20 protein-coding genes are annotated in these 20,110 nt (G+C 73.3%); 6 read left to right on the top strand and 14 right to left on the bottom strand.

The window, feature by feature from the left end:
• Nucleotides 1-8: 8 nt before the first annotated feature.
• Complete coding sequence (locus ACH4E7_RS02875) at nucleotides 9-437, bottom strand: hypothetical protein (RefSeq protein WP_396247220.1); 429 nt, start codon at nucleotides 435-437, stop codon at nucleotides 9-11.
• A 187-nt stretch (nucleotides 438-624) separates the two neighbouring features.
• Here ACH4E7_RS02875 and ACH4E7_RS02870 point away from each other — a divergent pair, with 187 nt between their 5' ends.
• Genes ACH4E7_RS02870 through ACH4E7_RS02855 form a run of 4 tightly spaced genes read left to right on the top strand, consistent with a single transcriptional unit; the run spans nucleotide 625 to nucleotide 4,282 of the window.
• Nucleotides 625-1,689, top strand: coding sequence for an ATP-binding cassette domain-containing protein (locus ACH4E7_RS02870; RefSeq protein WP_396247219.1), 1,065 nt, complete (start codon nucleotides 625-627; stop codon nucleotides 1,687-1,689).
• Nucleotides 1,673-2,572: an ABC transporter permease gene (locus ACH4E7_RS02865; RefSeq protein ID WP_396247218.1), complete on the top strand. Its 900-nt coding sequence runs from the start codon at nucleotides 1,673-1,675 to the stop codon at nucleotides 2,570-2,572. Before ACH4E7_RS02870 ends, ACH4E7_RS02865 begins: the two co-directional genes overlap by 17 nt.
• Before the next feature lie 23 nt (nucleotides 2,573-2,595).
• Nucleotides 2,596-3,513, top strand: a complete 918-nt coding sequence (locus tag ACH4E7_RS02860; RefSeq protein WP_396247217.1) for an ABC transporter ATP-binding protein — start codon at nucleotides 2,596-2,598, stop codon at nucleotides 3,511-3,513.
• A gap of 52 nt (nucleotides 3,514-3,565) precedes the next feature.
• Nucleotides 3,566-4,282, top strand: coding sequence for an ABC transporter permease (locus ACH4E7_RS02855; protein WP_396247216.1), 717 nt, complete (start codon nucleotides 3,566-3,568; stop codon nucleotides 4,280-4,282).
• Nucleotides 4,283-4,349: 67 nt separating this feature from the next.
• Here the strand turns inward: ACH4E7_RS02855 and ACH4E7_RS02850 are convergent, their stop codons facing one another.
• The 11 genes from ACH4E7_RS02850 to ACH4E7_RS02800 all read right to left on the bottom strand — a co-directional run bounded on the left by ACH4E7_RS02850 (nucleotide 4,350) and on the right by ACH4E7_RS02800 (nucleotide 16,724).
• Nucleotides 4,350-5,588 (bottom strand): CynX/NimT family MFS transporter, encoded by a 1,239-nt coding sequence (locus tag ACH4E7_RS02850; RefSeq protein ID WP_396247215.1) that lies wholly within the window; start codon nucleotides 5,586-5,588, stop codon nucleotides 4,350-4,352.
• Between the two features lie 65 nt (nucleotides 5,589-5,653).
• Nucleotides 5,654-6,385 (bottom strand): FadR/GntR family transcriptional regulator, encoded by a 732-nt coding sequence (locus ACH4E7_RS02845; protein ID WP_396247214.1) that lies wholly within the window; start codon nucleotides 6,383-6,385, stop codon nucleotides 5,654-5,656.
• A gap of 180 nt (nucleotides 6,386-6,565) precedes the next feature.
• Entirely contained in the window at nucleotides 6,566-7,399 is an 834-nt protein-coding gene (locus ACH4E7_RS02840) for an HAD family hydrolase (protein ID WP_396247213.1), read from the bottom strand.
• Nucleotides 7,396-8,670: a serine--tRNA ligase gene (serS, locus tag ACH4E7_RS02835; protein WP_396247212.1), complete on the bottom strand. Its 1,275-nt coding sequence runs from the start codon at nucleotides 8,668-8,670 to the stop codon at nucleotides 7,396-7,398. The genes ACH4E7_RS02840 and serS overlap by 4 nt, the downstream gene beginning before the upstream one ends.
• 522 nt (nucleotides 8,671-9,192) lie before the next feature.
• Nucleotides 9,193-10,128, bottom strand: coding sequence for a prephenate dehydratase (gene pheA, locus ACH4E7_RS02830; RefSeq protein ID WP_396247211.1), 936 nt, complete (start codon nucleotides 10,126-10,128; stop codon nucleotides 9,193-9,195).
• A 132-nt stretch (nucleotides 10,129-10,260) separates the two neighbouring features.
• Entirely contained in the window at nucleotides 10,261-11,589 is a 1,329-nt protein-coding gene (gene efeB, locus ACH4E7_RS02825; RefSeq protein WP_396247210.1) for an iron uptake transporter deferrochelatase/peroxidase subunit, read from the bottom strand.
• 5 nt (nucleotides 11,590-11,594) lie between these two features.
• Nucleotides 11,595-13,598, bottom strand: coding sequence for a FixH family protein (locus tag ACH4E7_RS02820; RefSeq protein WP_396247209.1), 2,004 nt, complete (start codon nucleotides 13,596-13,598; stop codon nucleotides 11,595-11,597).
• Between the two features lie 13 nt (nucleotides 13,599-13,611).
• The gene (locus tag ACH4E7_RS02815; RefSeq protein WP_396247208.1) at nucleotides 13,612-14,139 is read right to left on the bottom strand and encodes a copper chaperone PCu(A)C; all 528 of its coding nucleotides are present in this window, start codon (nucleotides 14,137-14,139) and stop codon (nucleotides 13,612-13,614) included.
• A 55-nt stretch (nucleotides 14,140-14,194) separates the two neighbouring features.
• Nucleotides 14,195-14,899, bottom strand: a complete 705-nt coding sequence (locus ACH4E7_RS02810; protein ID WP_396247207.1) for an SCO family protein — start codon at nucleotides 14,897-14,899, stop codon at nucleotides 14,195-14,197.
• Nucleotides 14,900-14,973: 74 nt separating this feature from the next.
• Nucleotides 14,974-15,735, bottom strand: a complete 762-nt coding sequence (locus tag ACH4E7_RS02805; RefSeq protein WP_396247206.1) for a YcnI family protein — start codon at nucleotides 15,733-15,735, stop codon at nucleotides 14,974-14,976.
• Nucleotides 15,736-15,926: 191 nt separating this feature from the next.
• Complete coding sequence (locus ACH4E7_RS02800; RefSeq protein WP_396247205.1) at nucleotides 15,927-16,724, bottom strand: hypothetical protein; 798 nt, start codon at nucleotides 16,722-16,724, stop codon at nucleotides 15,927-15,929.
• Nucleotides 16,725-16,953: 229 nt separating this feature from the next.
• Here ACH4E7_RS02800 and ACH4E7_RS02795 point away from each other — a divergent pair, with 229 nt between their 5' ends.
• Entirely contained in the window at nucleotides 16,954-17,622 is a 669-nt protein-coding gene (locus tag ACH4E7_RS02795; RefSeq protein WP_396247204.1) for an ATP-binding protein, read from the top strand.
• 217 nt (nucleotides 17,623-17,839) lie between these two features.
• Here ACH4E7_RS02795 and ACH4E7_RS02790 read toward each other — a convergent pair whose 3' ends face one another.
• Nucleotides 17,840-18,631, bottom strand: a complete 792-nt coding sequence (locus tag ACH4E7_RS02790) for an LPXTG cell wall anchor domain-containing protein (protein ID WP_396247203.1) — start codon at nucleotides 18,629-18,631, stop codon at nucleotides 17,840-17,842.
• A gap of 100 nt (nucleotides 18,632-18,731) precedes the next feature.
• Nucleotides 18,732-19,682, bottom strand: coding sequence for an LAETG motif-containing sortase-dependent surface protein (locus ACH4E7_RS02785; RefSeq protein WP_396247202.1), 951 nt, complete (start codon nucleotides 19,680-19,682; stop codon nucleotides 18,732-18,734).
• A gap of 186 nt (nucleotides 19,683-19,868) precedes the next feature.
• On the opposite strand from ACH4E7_RS02785, the gene ACH4E7_RS02780 reads away from it, so the two are divergent.
• Complete coding sequence (locus ACH4E7_RS02780; protein ID WP_396247201.1) at nucleotides 19,869-20,099, top strand: hypothetical protein; 231 nt, start codon at nucleotides 19,869-19,871, stop codon at nucleotides 20,097-20,099.
• Nucleotides 20,100-20,110: the final 11 nt, after the last annotated feature.

Raw genomic sequence — 20,110 nt, 5'->3', positions numbered from 1 at the left:
CCGTCCCCTCAGGCGCCCATGTCGGACGTCACGGCCGACTCGTTGCGCTGGTAGTTGGCGGCGCTGCCGCGCAGGGCCTGGGTGGTCTGCCCGATGGTGCTGCCGAGGGCGGCGACGCACTGGTCCCAGGCGGTGGCGGCGCCCCGGGTGGCCGTGCCGGTGCTCCAGTTGGCGAGCGAGGTGGAGACCTTGGCGGTGGCCTCGTCGGCGCCCCGGCCGTCGGTGTTGAGGCGGGCGTGGATCTGGTCGGAGTTGTTCCCCGCGGTGGTCAGCGCGTTCGTGTCGGCGCTGAAGCCGGCGCCCCCACCCGGCCCCTGGGCCGAGTTCAGCTGGGTGCGGGCCGCTTCCCGGGCCCGGGCCTCGGCGGTCAGGTTGCCGTCCGCGTCGTAGGCCCATGGGTTCATCATCCGGTCGAACGTGGTCGCCCGATCAGACATGTCGATCGTTCCCCTCCGTGCCGGCGCGCTCGCGCCGACACCCCCGTTGGCAAAGAAATGGGCAAGCAAGGTAAAGAGTTCGACAAGAGTACATGCGGGTCCCGGTTCCGCCGACCCGCCCCGACCCCTAGGGGGGACCGGGCCCGGCGTCATACCGCAGCAGCAGGAGGCTTCGTCATTCCAGCTCATGGCCCTTACCGCGCAAGACCGTTACGTTGAGGGCGTGTCCACTGCTGTCATCAAGACCGAGGGCCTCACCAAGAGGTTCCCCCGGGTCACCGCCCTCGACCAGCTGACCGTCGAGGTGCAGCCCGGGGTCGTCGGGCTGGTCGGGGCCAACGGGGCGGGCAAGTCCACCCTGATCAAGATCCTGCTCGGGCTCGCCCCGGCGACCTCCGGCCGCGGCGAGGTGCTCGGCCTGGACGTCGCCACCCGGGGCTCCGAGATCCGCGAGCAGGTCGGCTACATGCCCGAGCACGACTGCCTGCCGCCGGACGTCTCCGCGACCGAGTTCGTGGTGCACATGGCCCGGATGGCGGGCCTGCCCGCCACCGCCGCCCGTGAGCGCACCGCGGACACCCTGCGGCACGTCGGCCTGTACGAGGAGCGGTACCGTCCGATGGGCGGCTACTCGACCGGCATGAAGCAGCGGGTCAAGCTCGCCCAGGCGCTGGTGCACGACCCCAAGCTGGTGCTGCTGGACGAGCCGACCAACGGCCTCGATCCGGCCGGCCGGGACGAGATGCTGGGCCTGATCCGCCGGGTGCACACCGACTTCGGGATCTCGGTGCTGGTCACCACCCATCTGCTCGGCGAGCTGGAGCGCACCTGCGACCACCTGGTCGTCATCGACGGCGGCAAGCTGTTGCGCTCCTCCTCCACCGCCTCCTTCACCGAGGCGACGGCCGTCCTCGCGGTCGAGGTCACGGACCTCCCGGAGGACTCCGGCGCCGAGCCCGGCGCCGCGGTCCGCGAACGGCTGGCCGCCGCCGGCCTCACCGTCCAGTCGGAGGGCTCGCACCTGCTGCTGGTCCGACTGGCCGGCGAGGACACCTACGACACCATCCGCGACACCGTCGCCGAACTTGGCCTCGGCCTGGTCCGGTTGGAGCAGCGCCGCCACCGGGTCGCCGAACTCTTCACCGACACCGGCAGCGACAGCGACAGCGGCACCGGCAACGACAGCGACACCGGCAACGAGCGCGACAACGAGAACGCCAGGGGAGGGACGGACGATGCCGCAGCCTCCTGACGCCAGGCCCGCCGACACCGGTGTCATCCACGACATCGGCTACCGCGGCTACACCGGCCCCCGGCTCGGCCGCGCCTACGCCACCCGCTCGCTCTTCATCCAGAGCCTGCGCGCCGCCTACGGCCTGGGCCGCTCGGGCAAGTCCAAGGTGCTGCCGATGCTGATGCTCGGCGTGGTCACCGTCCCCGCGATGATCTTCGTCGCGGTCGCGCTCTCCATGAAGCAGGACGAGCTGCCGGTCGAGTACGCCGGCTACCTCGCCAGCCTCAACCTGGTGGTCTCGATCTTCCTGGCCTCCCAGGCGCCGGTGCTGCTCTCCCGGGATCTGCGGTACCACACCGTACCGCTCTACTTCTCCCGCCCGATCACCCGCACCGACTACGTCCGGGCCAAGTTCGCGGCCATGGCCTGCGCCCAACTCCTGTTGATGGCCGCCCCGTTGCTGGTGCTGTACATCGGCGCGCTGCTCGGCGGGATGGACTTCGCGCACAACACGAGCCACTTCCTGTACGGCCTGGCGGCGGCCGTGCTGTACGCCCTGGTGCCGACCTCCGTCGCGTTGGTGATCGCGGCGGCGACGCCGCGCCGGGGTTTCGGGGTGGCGGCCATCATGGGCTACCTGGCGGTCGGTTCGGCGGTGGCCGCGATCGCGGTCGGCATCAGCAGCCCCGGTCCCGGCGGCTCCGACGCCGCCCAGTGGACCGCGCTGATCTCGCCCAACGGCCTGGTGGAGGCCCTGGTCAACGAGGTGTTCGACCTCGGCGCCGGCCTGGACCGCCGGCACGCCCCGGGCGGGCTGGGCGTGGTGGTGTTCGCCCTCGTCGCCGCGGCGATGGTGGTCGGCTCGTACCGCCTCCTGCTGCGCCGCTACAAGAACGTCTGAGCAGGAACGTCTGAGAGGGCGGCATGGCCACCATCAGCATCGACAAGGTCTCCCGCTGGTTCGGGAACGTGGTCGCGGTCAACGACATCACCATGTCGATCGGCCCCGGCATCACCGGCCTGCTCGGGCCCAACGGCGCGGGCAAGTCCACCCTCATCCACATGATGAGCGGCTTCCTCGCCCCCTCCAGCGGCGCGGTCACCCTGGACGGCGCGCCGATCTGGCGCAACCAGCAGGTGTACCGGCAGATCGGCCTGGTCCCCGAGCGGGAGTCGATGTACGACTACCTGACCGGCTGGGAGTTCGTCCTCGCCAACGCCGAACTGCACGGCCTGCCCCAGCCCGGCGCCGCCGCCCGGCGCGCCCTGGACCTGGTCGAGATGGCGTACGCCAAGGACCGCCGCACCGGGACGTACTCCAAGGGCATGAAGCAGCGGGTCAAGATGGCCTCGGCACTCGTCCACGACCCGGCCGTGCTGCTGCTGGACGAGCCCTTCAACGGCATGGACCCGCGCCAGCGGCTGCAGCTGATGGAGCTGCTGCGCCGCTTCGGCGCGGACGGCCGGACGGTGCTGTTCTCCTCCCACATCCTGGAGGAGGTCGAGCAGCTGGCCCGGCACATCGAGGTGGTGGTGGCCGGACGACACGCCGCCTCGGGGGACTTCCGCCGGATCCGGCGGCTGATGACCGACCGCCCGCACCGCTACCTGGTCCGCTCCAACGACGACCGCCGGCTCGCCGCCGCGCTGATCGCCGACGGCTCCACCACCGGGATCGAGGTGGACGAGCGGGAGAGGGCGCTGCGGATCGAGGCGGTGAACTTCCAGGGCTTCACCACCCTGCTGCCCCGGGTCGCCCGGGAGGCCGGCATCCGGCTGTACACCGTCTCCCCGGCGGACGAGTCGCTGGAGAGCGTCTTCTCGTACCTGGTCTCGGCATGACCTGCCGCCTGATCCACGTCACCAACCGGACCCAGGAAGGGGCCGACCGACCATGAACCCGACCGTCGCCAGGCTGACCCTGCGCGGCCTGCTCGGCCGCCGTCGCGGCGCCCTGCTGCTGGTGGCCCCGGCCCTGCTGCTGATCGTCTCGGCGATCGCCGCCGGGTCGAGCGGCGACGCGCACAGCCTGACCGTCAAGATCCTCGGCCAGCTCGACCTCGGCACCCTCGTCCCGATCCTCGGCCTGGTGGTCGGCACCGGGGTGATCGCCACCGAGATCGACGACGGCTCGATCGTCTACCTGCTCGCCAAGCCGCTGCCGCGTCGGCAGATCGTCACCACCAAGCTGACCGTCGCGATCGGCACCGTCTGGGTGTTCGCCGCCGTCCCGACGCTGGTCTGCGGGCTGCTGCTGTACGGCACCCAGGACGGCGTGGCGCTCGGCTACACCATCGCGGTCCTGGTCGCCGGGGCCGCGTACAGCGCGCTGTTCCTGCTGCTCGGCGTGGTCACCCGGCACGCGGTGGTGGCCGGGCTGGCGTACGCGCTGATCTGGGAGTCGCTGATCGGCAACTTCGTCGAGGGCGCCCGGACGCTGAGCGTCCAGCAGTGGGGCCGGGCGGTCGCCGAGGCGGTGGCCGGGGACACCGCGATCGGCGCCGACGTCTCGCTCGGGGTGGCCGTCCCGCTGCTGCTGGTGGTCACCGTCGCGGCGACGGCGCTGGCCTCGGTGAAGCTCGCCGGGCTGACCCTCGCCGCGGAGGAGTAGCGGCCGGGGAGCGACGCCCTAAGGCGTGTCTGACAATTCCCGCCGGGCGCGAATTGTCAGACACGCCTTACAGCGTCCGGTTGCGGCCCGCGCCGAGGCCGGCCGCGCCGACCACCAGGACCAGCACCAGCATCAGCGCCAAGGTGGCCTCCCACCCGCCGGTGAGCTGGTGCAGCGCACCGGCGCCGACCGGGCCGGCCGCGGCGACCAGATAGCCGATCGCCTGCGACATCCCGCCCAGCTGGGCGGCGCCGGCCGCGGTGCCGGTGCGCAGCACGATGAACGCCAGGCCGAGGCCCAGCGAACCGCCCTGGGCGACGCCGAGGACGGCCGCCGACACCCAGGCGGCGGAGACCGGGGCGACCAGCAGCATGGCGATGCCGAGCCCGTTCAGGGCGGCCATGGTCACCGCCAGGGCGCGCTGGCTGGTCATCCGGCCGGCCATCAGCGGCACCAGGAAGGCGCCGGCCACCTGCACCAGGTTGGAGAAGGCGAAGACCAGACCGGCCTGGCCGCGGTCCATGCCGTGGTCGGCCAGGATGGTCGGCATCCAGGCGACCAGGATGTAGACCAGCAGCGACGAGATGCCCATGAACAGGCTGATCTGCCAGGCCAGCGGGGACTTCCAGATGCCCTCGATCGGCTTGCCCGGCTGGACCGCCGCGGCCACCGCGGTTTTCTCCTGCCGGGAGCGCAGCACCTGCGGCAGCCAGGCCACCGCCGCGACCAGGGTGAGCAGCGACCAGGCGCCGAGCGAGGCCGGCCAGCCGCCGCCGAGCACGTGCTCCAGCGGGACGGAGGTGCCGGCGGCGAGGGTCGCGCCGACCAGCATGGTGGTCGAGTAGACGCCGGTCATGGTGGCCGCGCGGTCCGGGAACTCCCGCTTGACCAGACCCGGCATCGACACGTTCAGCACCGCGATGGCCACGCCGATCACCACGCAGCCCGCGTACAGCGCGAACACCGAGGGCAGCACCCGCAGCAGCACGCCGGCGCCCAGCACCAGCACCGCGCCCAGCACCACCCGCTCGGCGCCGAACCGGCGGGTCAATCGGGGGGTGAGCGGCGCGCCGACGCCCTGGAACAGCACCGGGACGGTGGTGATCAGCCCGCTCGCGGTGGCGGACAGGCCGAAGGCGCGCTGGATCTCTCCGACCATCGGGGAGACGGCGGCCAGGCAGGCGCGCATGTTCAGCGCGACCAGCACGATGCCGGTCAGCAGCAGGGCGGGGTGGGCCAGCCGGGAGCGCAGGGGGAGCGGGGCAGGAGTGGTGACAACCGGCTGCTGGGCACGGGTGACGGCCATGGGTGTGCTGTTCTTTCCTGAATGCGGGGAGGGCGCGGACGGACGGAAGAGGAGCTCGCGTCGTCCTACTTCCGGGCCGCGATGGCCGCGAGCAGCTGCTCGACGGCCGCGGTCGGGCCGGCGAGCAGCGCACGACACGCCGCCTCGGCACGGTCCGGGTCACCGCTCTCGATCGCGTCGACCAGCGCCTCGTGGGTGGCCACGACCGCCTCGGGCATGTCGTGGTCGCCGAAGGCGGAGGTCATCGCCTCGCGCACGGAGGCGCCGAAGTAGCGGTACACCTCGGCCAGCGCCGGGTTGTGCGCGGCCTCGACGACGGCGGTGTGGAACTCCAGGTCGTGCTCGACGGTGGCCTCGCGGCTGGCCCGCTCGGGGTGCGCCGCGAACACCTCGGCCTCGCGGGCCAGCGCGGCCCGCATCCGCCGGATGTCCTCGGGGGTGTGCCGCAGGGCCGCCAGTCGGGCGCCCTCGGTCTCCAGCGCCGCGCGGACCTCCAGGACGTCCCGGATGCCCGAGCGCTGGACGCCGCGCAGCACCGCCGCCGGGTCGCTGGTGGACCGTACGAAGGTCCCCTCGCCCTGCCGGGAGACCAGCATTCCGGCGTGCACCAGCACCCGGATCGCCTCCCGTACGGTGTTCCGCCCGACCTGCAGCCGCTCGGCCAGCTCGTGCTCGGTGGGGATCTGCGACCCCACCGGCCAGGCGCCGCCGGCCAGCTGCTCGCGCAGCTGGTCGATCGCGGTGTCCACCAGGGAGCGCCGCCCGGCCGCCTGCAGGTTGTTGCCGTCGCCGCTCATTCCGGGCCTCCCTTCGCACACCGCTCATCAGTCGTCGGTCATCCTACAACCGATTGCCCGGTCATCCTACAACTGCTCGTGAACTCGCCTCGAACAGTCAGTCCTCGTCAATGTGCGTCCGCCGGACCGCCAGGTCCACCGGGTCACCGGCGTACCGGCGATCACCCGGGCCCCGCCTGCTCAGCGTGCCGGGTAGAGCCGCTCCAGGACGACGGCCACGCCGTCCTCGTCGTTGCTCGCGGTCACCTCGTCGGCGACGGCGAGCAGTTCCTCGTGGGCGTTGGCCATGGCCACGCTGTGCGCGGCCCAGCCGAACATCGGGACGTCGTTGGGCATGTCGCCGAAGGCGATGGTGTCGGCGGCCCGCGCGCCCAGGCGGCGGGCGGCGACGGCCAGGCCGGTGGCCTTGGACAGGCCCAGCGGCAGCAGCTCGACCACGCCGGCCCCGGCCATCACCACGCCGACCAGGCCGCCGGCGGCGTGCCGGGCGGCCTCGGCGAGGGCGTCGTCGGTCAGGCCCGGGTGCTGGATGTAGAGCTTGCTGACCGGGGAGGCGAGCAGCTCGTCGCGCTCGACCCGGACGACCGGCAGGTCCGAGCCGATCAGCAGTTCGTAGCCGGGGCCGGCCAGCACCTGGCCGTCCAGGCCATCCTGGTTGGCGGCGACGGCCAGCGGACCGGTCTCGGCCTCGATCTTCTCGATCGCGAGCGCGGCCAGCCGGCGGTCCAGGGTGAGCGAGGTGAGCAGCTTGTGCGCGCCCGCGTCGTAGACCTGGGCGCCCTGGCCGCAGACCGCTATCCCGGTGTAACCGATCTCGTCGAAGACCGGGCGGGCCCAGGCGGCCGAGCGCCCGGTCACGATGATGTGCAGCGCGCCCGCGCCGACGGCCGTGGCCAGTGCGGCGCGGGTGCGCTCGGAGACGGTCTCCTCGCTGGTCAGCAGGGTGCCGTCGAGGTCGGTGGCGACCAGCCGATAGGGCAGGTCGCCACCGCCGGGATGTGCGGTCGAGGTCACTTGACGGGCTCGATGACGGCGCGTCCGCCGAGGTACGGCCGCAGCGCCTCGGGCACGACGACCGAGCCGTCGGCCTGCTGGTGGTTCTCCAGGATCGCCACGATGGTGCGCGGGACGGCGACCAGGGTGCCGTTCAGGGTGGCGAGCGGGCGGGTCTTGCCCTCCTCGCGCATCCGGATCGACAGGCGGCGGGCCTGGTACTCGGTGGTGTTGGAGGTCGAGGTGACCTCGCGGTACTTGCCCTGGGTGGGGATCCAGGCCTCGATGTCGAACTTGCGTGCGGCCGAGGCGCCGAGGTCGCCGGAGGCGACGTCGATCACCCGGTAGGGCAGCTCCAGCGCGTTGAGGAAGTCCTTCTCCCACTGGAGCAGGCGGCGGTGCTCGTTCTCCGCGTCCTCGGGCGTGGTGAAGACGAACATCTCCACCTTCTCGAACTGGTGGACGCGGATGATGCCGCGGGTGTCCTTGCCGTAGGTGCCGGCCTCGCGGCGGAAGCAGGACGAGTAGCCGGCGTAGCGCAGCGGCAGCTTCTCGGCGTCGATGATCTCGTCCATGTGGTACGCCGCCAGCGGGACCTCGCTGGTGCCGACCAGGTACTTGTCCTCGTCGCCGAGGTGGTAGACGTTCTCGGCGGCCTGGCCGAGGAAACCGGTGCCGTCCATGGCAGCCGGGCGGACCAGGGCCGGGGTGATCATCGGGATGAAGCCGGCCGCGGTGGCCTGGGCGATCGCCATGTTGACCAGGGCGAGCTCCAGCAGCGCGCCGACGCCGGTCAGGTAGTAGGAGCGGGCACCGGCGACCTTGGCGCCGCGCTCGGTGTCGATCGCGCCCAGCAGCTGGCCGAGCTCGACGTGGTCGCGGGGCTCGAAGCCCTCGGCGGCGAAGTCGCGCGGGGTGCCGATCTCCTCCAGGGTGACGAAGTCCTCCTCGCCGCCGACCGGGGCGGCCGGGTCGATGAGGTTCGCCAGGGAGCGGAGCAGGCGGTCCGCCTCCTCCTTGGCCGCGCTCTGCTCGGCGTCCGCGGCCTTGACCTCGGCGGCCAGGTCCTTGGTGCGCTGCAGCAGGGCGGTCTTCTCCTCGCCCTTGGCCTGGGCGACCTGCTTGCCGAGCACCCGCTGCTCGTTGCGCAGTTCGTCGAAGCGGCTGCCCGAGGACCGGCGCAGCTCGTCGGCGGAGAGGAGGGCGTCGACCAGGTCGACGTCCTCGCCACGGACGCGCTGCGAGGCGCGCACTCGGTCAGGGTCCTCACGGAGCAGGCGAAGGTCAATCACAGGGCCAAGCGTACCGGGCGGTCGTTCCTCCACCGGTACCGGTTTTCCCCTGGGGATAACTCACCGGATCCTGTGGATAACTTCTGTGGGGAACTCTTCGGGGGCCGGTTATCCACAGGCCTGGGGCTGGGGCTGTGGATCGATGGGGAGGATTGGCGTCCGCTCGCCGGAGACGGGGAATTGAGGTTTCAAACCTCATCCGACTCTCTCGAGTGAGGGAATTGAAGCACTCGGACGGGTGATTTGCAGGCAAGCGGGTGACTCTGGTCCGATTAGTCATCTCTGCGACGCAAACCGATGATCCGACCAGGTCTGCGCAATGGCTATACCGTTTTGTCGACTCGTCCCCAGGCCTGTGGATAACTTCCGGCTGTGGACAGCGGGCGGGCCTGTGGACAGCGGCCTCCGGCCCCGGGCACCCCTGTGGACGACGGAACGGTCGCCCGTCCCGGCTGATCGGCCCGGTCGATAACAGTCGGAGAAAGGTCGGAAAGACAGGAGATGTCGTTCGGATGACGGGGCTCAGATGTCCCCGCGCCCGTCGAGCGCTCGGGAGAGCCAGTCCGCCGCCGCGGTGAAGTCCTCGTCCGAGGTCCCCGGCCGCCGGTGCTTGGAGCCCTGGCGGTCGGCGCGCGGATAGGAGCCGAGGAACCGCACCTGCGGGCAGATCCGCTTGAGCCCCATCATCGCCTCCGCCACCCGGCGCTCGGACAGGTGCCCCTCGCAGTCGATCAGGAAGCAGTAGTTGCCCAGCCCCTCGCCGGTCGGCCGGGACTCGATCCGCATCAGGTTCACCCCGCGCACCGCGAACTCCTGCAGCAGCTCCAGCAGCGCACCCGGGTGGTCGTCCGGCAGCCAGACCACCATCGAGGTCTTGTCCGCGCCGGTCGGCGAGGAGACCCGCCCGGGGCGGCCGACCAACACGAACCGGGTGGTCGCGCTCTGCGCGTCCGCGATGTCCTTGACCAGCGGGTCCAGCCCGTAGATCGGCGCCGCGAACTCGCCCGCGAACGCCCCGTCGTACCGGCCCTCGGAGACCAGCCGGGCGCCGTCCGCGTTGGAGGCGGCCGACTCCCACGTGGCGTCCGGCAGGTTGGCCGCCAGCCAGCGGCGCACCTGCGGCTGGGCCACCGGGTGGCTGGTCACCGTCTTGATCCCGGACAGCTCGGTGCCCGGCCGCACCAGCAGCGCGAAGGAGATCGGCAGCAGCACCTCACGGTAGATCATCAGCGGTGCGCCGGCGGCCAGTTCGTCGTTGGTCGCGGTGACCGCGCCCTCCACCGAGTTCTCGATCGGCACGAACGCCCCGGACGCCTCCCCGCCGCGCACCGCGTCCAGCGCCAGCGCCACCGAGGACAGCGGCACCAGCTCCCGGGTCGCCGCCTCGGGCAGCGTGTGCAGCGCCGCCTCGGTGAAGGTGCCGGCCGGGCCGAGGTAGGTGTAGCGGGTGGCCGACATGACGCCTCCGTTGCAGTGGGATAGTGCCTGAGCGGGATGCTGCCTGAGCGGGGTGGTGCCGAAGCAGTCACCATAACGATTCCGCCGCCCCGGCATGAAGGCGTTTCAGTGGCCGGGATCGCGCTTGCGGAACTACCCCTCCAACAGCTGCTGTCCGAGGTAGCCTGCCGCCGGCACGCCCGGCGGCACCGCGTACAGGCCGCTCGCCTCGTGCCGCAGGAAGCGGGAGAGCCCGTCGCCCCGGGAGAGCTTGCGCTGCACCGGGGTGAAGCCCTTGCGCGGGTCCGCCTGGAAGGCGAGGAACAGCAGCCCGGCGTCCGGCGAGCCGTCCGGCAGCAGGCCGTCGTGGTACGAGAAACCGCGTCGCAGCATCGCCGCCCCGCCGTTGCTCGCCGGGGCGGCGACCCGCACGTGGGCGTCGGAGGGGACCGCCGGACCGCCGTCCGGGCCCTGCGCGGACAGGTCCACCGCGGTGCCCTCGCCGGATCCGGCCGGTGCGCTCAGCGGCGAACCGTCCGCCTTGCGCCGCCCGATCACCCGCTCCTGGCGGTCCACCGGCAGCTCCTCCCAATGGTCCAGCAGCATCCGGATCCGCCGGAACACCAGGAACGAGCCCCCGGCCAGCCAGGCCGGGTGGTCCCCGCCGGCCGCGCAGAACACCGTGGCGGCGAAGCCGTCCTCGCCCGGCTTGGGGTTGTTGGTGCCGTCGATCTGGCCCATCAGGTTGCGCCCGGTCGCCGGCCGCGCGGTCGCGCCGGGGGTCCGGGCGAAGCCGGCCGACTGCCAGCGCAGCGCTGCCGTCCCGGCCGCCAGCTTCTGCAGCACCCGCAGCGCGTGCACCGCCACCAGGGCGTCGTCGGCGCCGATCTGCACGAACAGGTCGCCCTCGCCGCGCGCCGCGTCCAGCGCGTCACCGGTGAAGGCGGGCAGCGGTTCGAGCGCGGCCGGGCGGCGGTCGGCCAGCCCGGCCTTGTCGAACAGCGCGGAGCCGAAGCCGACCGTGACGGCGAGCGAGCAGGGCCCGGCGTCCAGCGCGACCTGGTTGTCGAACTCCTCGGCCGGCTCCCCGGCGGTCAGCCGGTCCACCGCCCTGGTCCAGCGCTGCAGCAGGGTGCGCAGTCCGTCCCGGCCGGCCCCGGCGGCCAGGTCGAAGGCGGCCAGTTGGACCCGGGCCTGCTGCGGTTCGAGGATGCCGGCCTGGTGCTCGCCGCGGAACGGCACCCGGCCGGCGCCGAGCACGCCGCCCTTGTCCGCCTTCTCGCCGGACGGGCGGTCGTAGGCGACCGCCCCGGCCACCCCGGCCCCGGCGCCGACCAGCAGCCCGGCGCCGGCCGTGCCGAGCAGCGCCCGCCGGGTGAAGCCGGCCGGGCCCTTCCGGTCCTCCCGGCCTGCCTGGCCCGTCAGGTCCGTCCGGTCCTCCCGGCCCGTCAGATCCGTCAGATCCGTCGAAGCGTCGCCCACCGCGCTCACCCGATCTTGAACTGCTGGGTCGGGGTGACCTGGTCGATGTCCGAGGAGCGGACCTGCACCGAGACCACCCAGGTGCCGGCCAGCGGCAGCTGCGCGGTGCCGCTCCAGCGGCCGGTGCCCCCCGGGGTCAGCGCCACCGGCAACGGGCCCAGGTCGCGGTCCGGCAGGGTGAAGGCGAGCTGCACCTCCGGGACGTCCACCGGCTGTCCGTCCGCACCGTCCAACGCGAGCTTCACCTCGTTCGGGCCGGTCTTGGCCGGAGTGACGGTGACCGTCGCGGTGCCCTTGGCGTTCGGCGTCCGGCCCTTGGTGTCGTACGGCAGCTTGAGCTCCACCGTGCGGCCCGGCTCGCTCTGCGGCGCCGCCGACGACCCACCGGCCACCGGGGCGGTGTTCCCGGCCGCGTTGATCTCGCCCGCCACGCGCCCGGGCGGGGAGTTGGTGAGCAGCGTGGTGACCACCAGCACCGCCACCGCGACCACCGCCTCGACCAGTACCGAGCGGCGCAGCCCGGCCCGGGTCGGGGTCAGCCCGCGCTCGCGCCCGGCAGTCGCCCGGGCGGCCTGCTGCCGGGCCAGCTGCGCCTGCCGGACCGGGTCCTCGCTGTGCGCCGCGACGCCGACCGGCTCGGACGCCTCGGCCGGCTCGACCTCCACCGCCTCGGCCGGGGCCGAGCGCAACCGGGCCAGCCAGCTGCGGGAGATCCAGGCGACGCCGATCATGACGACCACGCAACCGGTCTTCACCAGCAGCAGCTTCCCGTACTCGGTGTCGGTCAGCGCGCCCCAGCTGCCCAGGCCCCGCCAGGACTGGTAGATCCCGGTGACGGCCAGCACCGCCACCGAGCCGAACGCGACCTTCGAGAAGCGGTCCACCACCTCGGCGCCGACGCCCTCGCGCAGCGTGACCAGCAGCGTGGCCAGCCCGCCCAGCCAGAGCGCCATCGCGATCAGGTGCAGGATGCCGAACGGCAGCGCCAGCCAGACCTGGATGCCCACCGAGGCGTGGTCGGCGCCGACCCAGGTCGCCGACAGGGCGACCGCCAGCACCAGCCCGGCCACCCCCAGGCCCAGCCGGGCCTCGCGCTGCGGACGCTCGGCGGCCCGCTGCTCCAGCTCGCGCAGCTCGGCGGCCTCGGCGTCGTCGTCCTGTTCGTCGTGTTCGTCGGCCTTCGCGGGGGCCGGCTTCTGCGGCTGTCCCAACTGCCCGACCAGCAGCGACAGGAAGATCCCGCCCGCGGCGAGCAGCAGCAGCCGGGCGGCCAGCGCGGTGCCGATCCGCTCGTCCAGGGTGGCGCGCACCAGCGACAGGTCGAGCGCCTTGCCGATGCCCGAGCCGCGCTCGTACGGGCCGCGCAGCATCAGTACCGCGACGGTCGAGGCCAGCAGCGCCGTCCAGCCGGTCATCAGCAGCCGCTGCACCGATCGCCGGGTCGCGCCGGCCGGCCAGCAGACCAGCACGAACGCGGCCACCCCGGCGAGCAGCGCGAAGGCCGCGTACGCCACGGTGCGCCCGGTGCCGTACAGCACGGCGACCAGGCCGTCCGCCTTGGCGCCCTGCAGCGTGGTGGCGGACACCGAGGTGTCCGAGGGCGCGCCGATGGAGAAGGTGAACGCCCCGCCGACCGGGTGCGAGTCCTCCGAGACGGCCCGCCAGGCCACCGTGTACGTGCCGTCGGCGAGCCCGCTGTTCAGGGCGACCCTGGCGGTGTGGCCCTGGCCGTCGGCGTGCGCCGGGTTGCCGGTGTCCACGGCTTTGCCGGCCGGGTCCAGCACCCGCACCGAGTCACCGGACAGCGACACCGTCTCGCTGAAGGTCAGCGTGACCGCCTGCGGGGCGGTGGCGACCACCGAGTTCTGCCGCGGGTCGGTGGACTCCAGGGTGGCGTGCGCGGAGGCCGGTCCGGCGCCGGCGAGCATCAGCGCGAGCAGCGCGCCGAGCATCCCGAGCGCTCCGGCGATGCGTAGGGGGGCGATCCGGCGGTGCGAGGCCTTCTGCATGCTGGCGGGTCCCTTAACTCTGGCCGGGCCGGTAGGTGAGCTCCTTGATTGGCACCTTGACCGAGATGGTGCCGGACTTGGCGAAGGTGAGGTCGAGCTCGAGCTCGTCGCCGAGCGCGGGGGCCTTCTGCCACCCCATGATCATCAGGTGGGTGCCGCCGCGGGCGAGCTGCAGCGCGCCGTGCGCGGGCACGGCCAGGCTGTCCACCTGCTCCATGGTCGAGGCGGTCGAGCGGTGGATGGTGACCGACCCGGCGGCCGGGCTGGTCACCTTGACCAGCTGGTCCGGCCCGCCGTCGTTGCGCACGGTCAGGTAGCCGGCGCCCATCCCGCCGGCCGGGGGCAGCGGGATGTAGGGGTCGGCGACGCTCAGCTTCGCCGGCCCCGGGTCGCCGGCGCCGTCCTGGCCGCCCGTCCCGCAGGCGGCCAGGATGGCGCCGCCGCCGAGGGCGGTGGCGACCACGGTGCCCAGCAGGGCCGACCGGCGGAAACGTCGGTTCGCCGCGCTCCTCTGGACGGTGAGCTCGCTCCGCTCACTCATGCGCCCCCACCTCTCCTCCAGCCTCCGGCCGGGGGTGCCCCCATGCTCCGCTCGCTCACGCCGCGACTCCCTTGGCGAGCAGCGGCAGGTCGTGCTCGTAGGTCTTCTCCTCGGTGCCGCTCATGTAGAGCACGTGCGCCTTGTCGTCCGAAGGGAGGAAGGCCAGCACCTGGGCGCCGTGGGTGGAGGTGACCGTGCCGTCCGGGTTGACCACCGGGTCCTCGATCATGATGCCGAGTGACTTGGCGGCGGTCTTCACCTTCTCCAGGTCGCCGGTGAGGCCTATGAAGTCGCTGCCCATCGAGTCCAGCCAGGTGCGCAGCACCTGGGGGGTGTCGTGCTTCGGGTCGGTGGAGACGAAGACGACGTTGACCTTCTTCCGGTCCTCCGCGGAGAGCGCCTTCATCGCGACGCCGATGTCGCCCATGGTGGTCGGGCAGACGTCCGGGCAGCTGGTGTAGCCGAAGAACAGCAGGGTGGCCTTGCCGTTGGTCTGCTGCCGAAGGTCGTACGGCTGGCCGGAGGTGTCGGTCAGCTGGAGGTCGGGCTTCTCGAAGTTCTTGGCGAGCTTGGTGCCCTGGTACGGGCTGTTCTCCTTCTGCTGGGTGACCTTGGCGGCGGTCGAGCCGCCGCCGGAGGAGCCGCAGGCGGAGAGGGTGAGGGCGGCGGCCAGCGCGAGGGCGGCCGCGCCGGCCAGCCGGGTGGTGCGGCCGGCGCGGTTCGTACGGGTGGCGCGGTTCGTACGGGTGGTGCGGGACATGGGGTTCCGATCGTGCGCGGTGGACCGCCGGCGGGGCCGTGCCCGGGGTGGGCACGGCCCTGCCGGCGCGGGGGTCAGGAGGCGGAGCCGCCGCTCTTGCGACGCAGGCCGAGCACGCCGACGGCGGTGCCGATCACGCCGACCACGATGCCGACCACGCCGAGGGTGCGGGCGGTGCTGTCGCTGGACTTGCCGTCGCCCGAGGCGGCGGCGTGGTCGGAGCTGTCCCCGTGGGTGCCGGCGGCAGGGGAGGCGGTGACGCCGTGGCTGTCGCCGTGGTCGTCACCGCCGGCGGCCTTGGTGAGCTTCAGGACAGGGGCCGGGTGGGCCGGCTCGGGCTGGCCGTCCTTGGACTCGTCGATCCAGCGGACGACGTCGCCGTTGTCGTAGGTCTGCAGGGCCTTGAAGGCCATGTTGTCGGTGTCGGTCGGCAGCGGGCCGAGCGAGACCCGGAACTCCTGGAACTGGCCGGGGGCGATCTTGGTGCCCGCGTCGGCGGTCCAGGTGATCTTGGAGACGGCCTCGTTGACGTCGTTGCCGTGCACCTTGATCGGCTTGTCGAGCTTCGACTTCTCGACGGCCGCGGTCCAGCCCGGCATCGGCAGGGTCCGGACGGAGGCCAGCGGGTGGTCCAGCGGGAGGTTGACCTCCAGCTTCACCGTGCTCGCCGTGTCGCTCTCGTTCGGCACCCGGAAGTCGACGGCCGTGTAGCCGCCCTGGGCGGCCGAGCCCGGGTTCACGGTGACGTGCGCGAAGGCGGGGCCGGCCAGCGCCACCACGGAGGCGGCGGCGGTCAGGGCGACGGCGGCAAGGCGGCGGGTGGGAAGGGAACGCATGATGCGGGGTCTCCGATCGGAGCTCGGCGGTCCGCACTGCCGGGCGACGGGGGAACCGTGCCTCGGCGGGGCCGCGCGTGGGGACGTGGGGGCAGAGCCTGGGGCCGTCGTCGCTGTGGGCGGACGGGAACGGCCTGGACACCGCGCACGCCCGGAACCCGGTACCGCTCAGGGGTACGGGCAACGCCGGGTCAGTACGCGAAGGCCCCGCACGGCGGACCACGCCGCACCACGCTGTGCCGCAGCACCGCACCCGCCGGGAGCGGACCCTCGCCGCCCCTGGCCCCGAACCGGCGGGCCGGACCGGCCACACCGAACAGACCGCGCAGCAGCGCGGCCACCAGCACGAACGCCGACCGCAGCGGCGCCGCCCAGTGCTCCCGGGCCGCCGACGCGGTCACCCGCACCAGCCGCCACAGCGCCGCCTCGCCGCGCCGCAGCCACCAGCCCGCCACCAACGCGGCGGCCAGGTGCCCGGCCAGCATCGACGGCGTCATCCCGAACACGCCGCCCTGCCACCAGGGCGCGACGGCGTACGCGTGCGGGTCCAGGCCCGCCGAGGAGACCAGTTGCTCGGGCGACGTACCGGCGGGCAGGCCGACCAGCGTGCCCGGGCGGGCCTCGTTGCAGATCAGCCGACCGGCCGCCTGCGGCATGGTCATCGCACCGTGGTGCATGCCGCCGCCGAAGCCGTGGAAGAGGCAGTGCAGTCCGAGCTGCCCGGCGCCGAGCGCCCCGGCGATGGGCGCCAGCGAACGCTCCCGTCCGCCGCACGCCACCGCGAGCACCAGTACCGCGGCGAAACCCGTCGCCAGCGCGACCGGCGGCACATCGCCGCCACCCGCCAGGGCGTGCCCGGCGGCCGCTATCAGCGTGCACACCAGCGCGAACGGAACCGCCCGGGCAAGCCGCAGGTCCCAGGCGGCGGCCCCCACCGGCCGGACCGGTACGGAGGCGCCCGGGAACGGGGCGGCGGGGAGGGCAGTCATGGCCGGGCCATCATCTCATCGCGTACACCGCCGATACGGGCAGGGTGGGAAATCCCTACGAATGCCCCGTTCGGCGGCGGCGTGGACCACCGCCCGTGCGCCCTTCGGCACAGACCCCGTCCCCAGTCCATCCGCCGAACGGGCGGTAGCCGCCCCCGAGCACGGTTCGCCGCCGATTCGCCCGGAGATACCTAGTTGTATGTGGAGCCGCAGCCAGGAGGGACCTCCCGTGGACATCTGGTGGACTCTGCACCTCAAGCGCGACCCGGCCAGCGTTCCGCTGGCCCGGCGCATCCTGCTCGGTGCCATGGCGACGGCGGGCGTCGACCCGCAGATCGCCGACGACCTCGGCGTCGCCCTCACCGAGGCCTGCGCCAACGCCGTCGAGCACGGCGCCACCGGCCGCCCCGACGACGGCTTCCAGGTCACCGCCTCGATCAGCGGCGACCGCCTGCGGATCGAGGTCACCGACTCCGGCCCCGGTTTGCCGGCCCCCACCACCCCGCTCCCCCGCCGCCCGGCCGCCCCCACCGCGTCCCGCCCCGCCGCGTCCCGCCCCACAGCGTCCCGCCCCACCGCGACCGCCCGAGGGCCCCGCCGTTCCCGCCGCGCCCGCGCCACCGTCCCGGCCCGCATCCTCACCGCCCACCGCCCCCGCCGCGACGGCCACCCCTACGACACCCACGTCCTCCCCTGCCGCCCCCCGGCCCCCACCCTGCGCCCGGTCGACCTCGACACCTTCCCCGACCTCACCGCCGAATCCGGCCGCGGCCTCTTCCTCATCCACGCCCTCACCGACCACGTCCAACTCCGCAACCACCCCCTCCGGGGCGCCATCGTGAGCTTCGACAAGATCCTCAAGTGGCAGGACGACGCCCTGCTGCGGGCCGCGTGCTGACGGTGGCCCGCACCGGGCTGGTCCCCGTGCGGACATCGTCGGGTGCCGTGGTCGCCGGCGGTGTGGCGGCCGGGGTGAACCGGTGCCTCGGCAGCGGATCCGCGTGCGGGCTTCGGCGGCTCGCCTGGGCGCGCGGAGCAGTCGGCCCGCTGCTGTGCGCGGCCTCCCCACCGCAGTGCCGGTGGGCGCTCGCTCCCGGGTGGTCAGTCCTGGGCGGTCAGTCCTGGGAGGGGCGGCGGCGGGTCAGGAAGAGGAGGGTGGCGCCGAGGAGGAGGGTGGTGGTGCCGGCGATGGCGAGGGGGCGGGAAGCGGTGCCGGCGCCGGTGTCGGCGAGGTGGGTGGGTGCGGTCGGGGTGGGGGTGCGGTTGGTGTAGCCGGCGGTGAGCTGGGGGCAGGTGTACTTCTTCGCCGGGGCGGAGCCGCTCGGGAGCACCTCGGACTTGGCGGTGAAGGTGAGGCGGTGGTCGCCGATGGTGGTGGCCCGCAGCTGCAGGGTGAGCTTCTGGCCCGGGGCGAGCTGGTAGCTGCCGGTGTTGACGGGGGCCCCGGAGACGGTGAGGGGCTTCCAGGCGCCGCCGGGGGCGCGCAGTTCCGCGTCGAGGTCGCCGGTGCTGCCGTCGGCGAGGGCGACGGTGGTGGTCAGTTCCTTGACCGTCGTGGTGCTGATGTTGTCGAAGGTGACCGTGAGCTGCCCCGGGGTGCTGCTGCCGGTGACCGGCATCTGGACCGCCGCCGGGCCCTCCGGGCAGTCGGCGGGGGTGCCGGTCGCGGTCGGGGTGGCCGAGGGCGTCGCGGTGGGGAGGGAGCCGGCGGACGGAGTGGCCGTGGGGCCGGTCGTGGCACTCGGGGCCGGGGCGGACGGCGTCACCGTCGGTGTCGCCGAGGATATCGCCGACGGCGTCGCGGTGGGCGAGGAGTCGGCGGCGAGGGCGGGGACCGTACCGAGGGCGACCGGGCCGGCGGTGAGCACGAGGACGGTGCAGGCGGCGGGAAGGCGGGCGGGTCGCATCGGTGGGCTCCAGCGGTCGGGTCGGGGTGCGCTCTCCGGGGGAAGACCGCCGAGGGGCGCGAACGGTTGTCCGCGCCCCTCGGGTTCATCCGACGAGCGATCAGCTGTGCGCGCCGGCCTTGCGACGGCGCAGCACGAACACGGTGCCGGCACCGGCCGCCAGCACCGCCGCGCCGCCGAGGGCGATCGGCAGGGTGTTGGAGTCGGCACCGGTGTGGGCCAGCTCCGGACCGGCCGACGCCGAGGCGGACGCGGAGACGGAGGCCGCGGCCGAGGCCGGGGTGGTGGCGCCACCGGCGTCGGCGACGTGGAACTCGCCCAGGTAGTCGTCGAGGAACTGGGTGCAGGCCTGCGGCTTGTTGTTGGCCGGCGTGGGGACCTTGCTGTTCTCGAAGGCGTCCGAGCCGGCTTCGTAGTTCGCGCCGTAGCGGCCGACCGGGGCCTTCGCGGTGGCGGCGATCCGGACCTTGTAGGTGAGCTTCTCGCCCTTGGCCAGCTTGAAGTCCGGCACCCGGAGGCTGCGGTCGTTGAACTGCGCGGGCTTCCAGCCGTCGCCGGTGTTCAGCTGGACGTCGAAGAACTCGGTGCTCCAGTCGACCGGGCGGGGCCCGTCGAACTCGTCGGTGACGTAGTAGTCGTTGTGGACGACCGGCAGGTCGACGCCGCTCTTGTTCTCCCAGGTCACGGTGACCTCGGCGGCCGGACCGCCCTTGACCAGGGTGGTGCCGTACAGGCCGGTGCCGGTGGCCTTGAGCAGGGAGCTCTGGTAGACGCCGCCGTGGCAGATGTCGCCGGGCATCGGCTTGGGGGCGGGGAGGCTCGGCAGGCTCGTCGGCTTGGCGGTGGCCGTGGCGGTGGCCGTCGGTGCGGGGGTGCCCGGCGCGGTCGCGGTGGGGCTGGGCGCGGTGGTGGAGCTCGGGGCGGCGGTGGCCGTGCCGGTGGGGGTCGGGGTCGCGGGGACCCCGACGGCGCTCGCGGTGGCGGCGCTTACCGTGACGCCGAGGGAGAGCGCCACCAGCGTGGACGCGGCCAGGAGGCGGGAAGAGCGCACGTTACAAGGCTCCAGCTTTGGGTGAAATATGGCTGTTTTCGGGCGACTTGACGCTTCGGCGAAGGCCGTCGGCGCTGGTCGCGCTCGCGTACCCTACCGGGCGGCGGTAGCTGGATCTCGACCGGGGGAGCAGGCCCGTGGCGCCCCCGGTTGCCGGGGACCGGGGGTGGTCGGACGATGGGGTGCATGATGCACCAGATGCGAGCCGAGTACGGCGCCGACGGCGAGGCCGGCGGGGTGCGGCTGTGGCACATGGTCCGGGGCGGGCAGAGCGAGGCGATGTGCGGCCGCGAGCTCGATCCCGGGGCTCCGGTGCGGGAGGCGGTGGACTGGGGGAAGACCCCCGAACTGTGCTGCCACACCTGCGGGGCGTACTTCCTGCGCGAGCAGCCGTACCTGGCGGCTGAGCACTCGTGAGGCCGGTGCGG

Source organism: Kitasatospora sp. NPDC018058 (genome assembly GCF_044327205.1).
Lineage (GTDB): Bacteria > Actinomycetota > Actinomycetes > Streptomycetales > Streptomycetaceae > Kitasatospora.
This window is presented reverse-complemented; position numbering and strand designations above follow the sequence as displayed.

What these genes read in the sequence shown, in the direction of transcription:
- ACH4E7_RS02875 (WP_396247220.1), bottom strand. Translation starts at nt 437, where the DNA reads ATGTCTGATCGGGCGACCACGTTCGACCGGATGATGAACCCATGGGCC.
- ACH4E7_RS02870 (WP_396247219.1), top strand. Translation starts at nt 625, where the DNA reads ATGGCCCTTACCGCGCAAGACCGTTACGTTGAGGGCGTGTCCACTGCT.
- ACH4E7_RS02865 (WP_396247218.1), top strand. Translation starts at nt 1,673, where the DNA reads ATGCCGCAGCCTCCTGACGCCAGGCCCGCCGACACCGGTGTCATCCAC.
- ACH4E7_RS02860 (WP_396247217.1), top strand. Translation starts at nt 2,596, where the DNA reads ATGGCCACCATCAGCATCGACAAGGTCTCCCGCTGGTTCGGGAACGTG.
- ACH4E7_RS02855 (WP_396247216.1), top strand. Translation starts at nt 3,566, where the DNA reads ATGAACCCGACCGTCGCCAGGCTGACCCTGCGCGGCCTGCTCGGCCGC.
- ACH4E7_RS02850 (WP_396247215.1), bottom strand. Translation starts at nt 5,588, where the DNA reads ATGGCCGTCACCCGTGCCCAGCAGCCGGTTGTCACCACTCCTGCCCCG.
- ACH4E7_RS02845 (WP_396247214.1), bottom strand. Translation starts at nt 6,385, where the DNA reads ATGAGCGGCGACGGCAACAACCTGCAGGCGGCCGGGCGGCGCTCCCTG.
- pheA (WP_396247211.1), bottom strand. Translation starts at nt 10,128, where the DNA reads ATGTCGGCCACCCGCTACACCTACCTCGGCCCGGCCGGCACCTTCACC.
- ACH4E7_RS02820 (WP_396247209.1), bottom strand. Translation starts at nt 13,598, where the DNA reads ATGCAGAAGGCCTCGCACCGCCGGATCGCCCCCCTACGCATCGCCGGA.
- ACH4E7_RS02815 (WP_396247208.1), bottom strand. Translation starts at nt 14,139, where the DNA reads ATGAGTGAGCGGAGCGAGCTCACCGTCCAGAGGAGCGCGGCGAACCGA.
- ACH4E7_RS02810 (WP_396247207.1), bottom strand. Translation starts at nt 14,899, where the DNA reads ATGTCCCGCACCACCCGTACGAACCGCGCCACCCGTACGAACCGCGCC.
- ACH4E7_RS02805 (WP_396247206.1), bottom strand. Translation starts at nt 15,735, where the DNA reads ATGCGTTCCCTTCCCACCCGCCGCCTTGCCGCCGTCGCCCTGACCGCC.
- ACH4E7_RS02800 (WP_396247205.1), bottom strand. Translation starts at nt 16,724, where the DNA reads ATGACTGCCCTCCCCGCCGCCCCGTTCCCGGGCGCCTCCGTACCGGTC.
- ACH4E7_RS02790 (WP_396247203.1), bottom strand. Translation starts at nt 18,631, where the DNA reads ATGCGACCCGCCCGCCTTCCCGCCGCCTGCACCGTCCTCGTGCTCACC.
- ACH4E7_RS02780 (WP_396247201.1), top strand. Translation starts at nt 19,869, where the DNA reads ATGATGCACCAGATGCGAGCCGAGTACGGCGCCGACGGCGAGGCCGGC.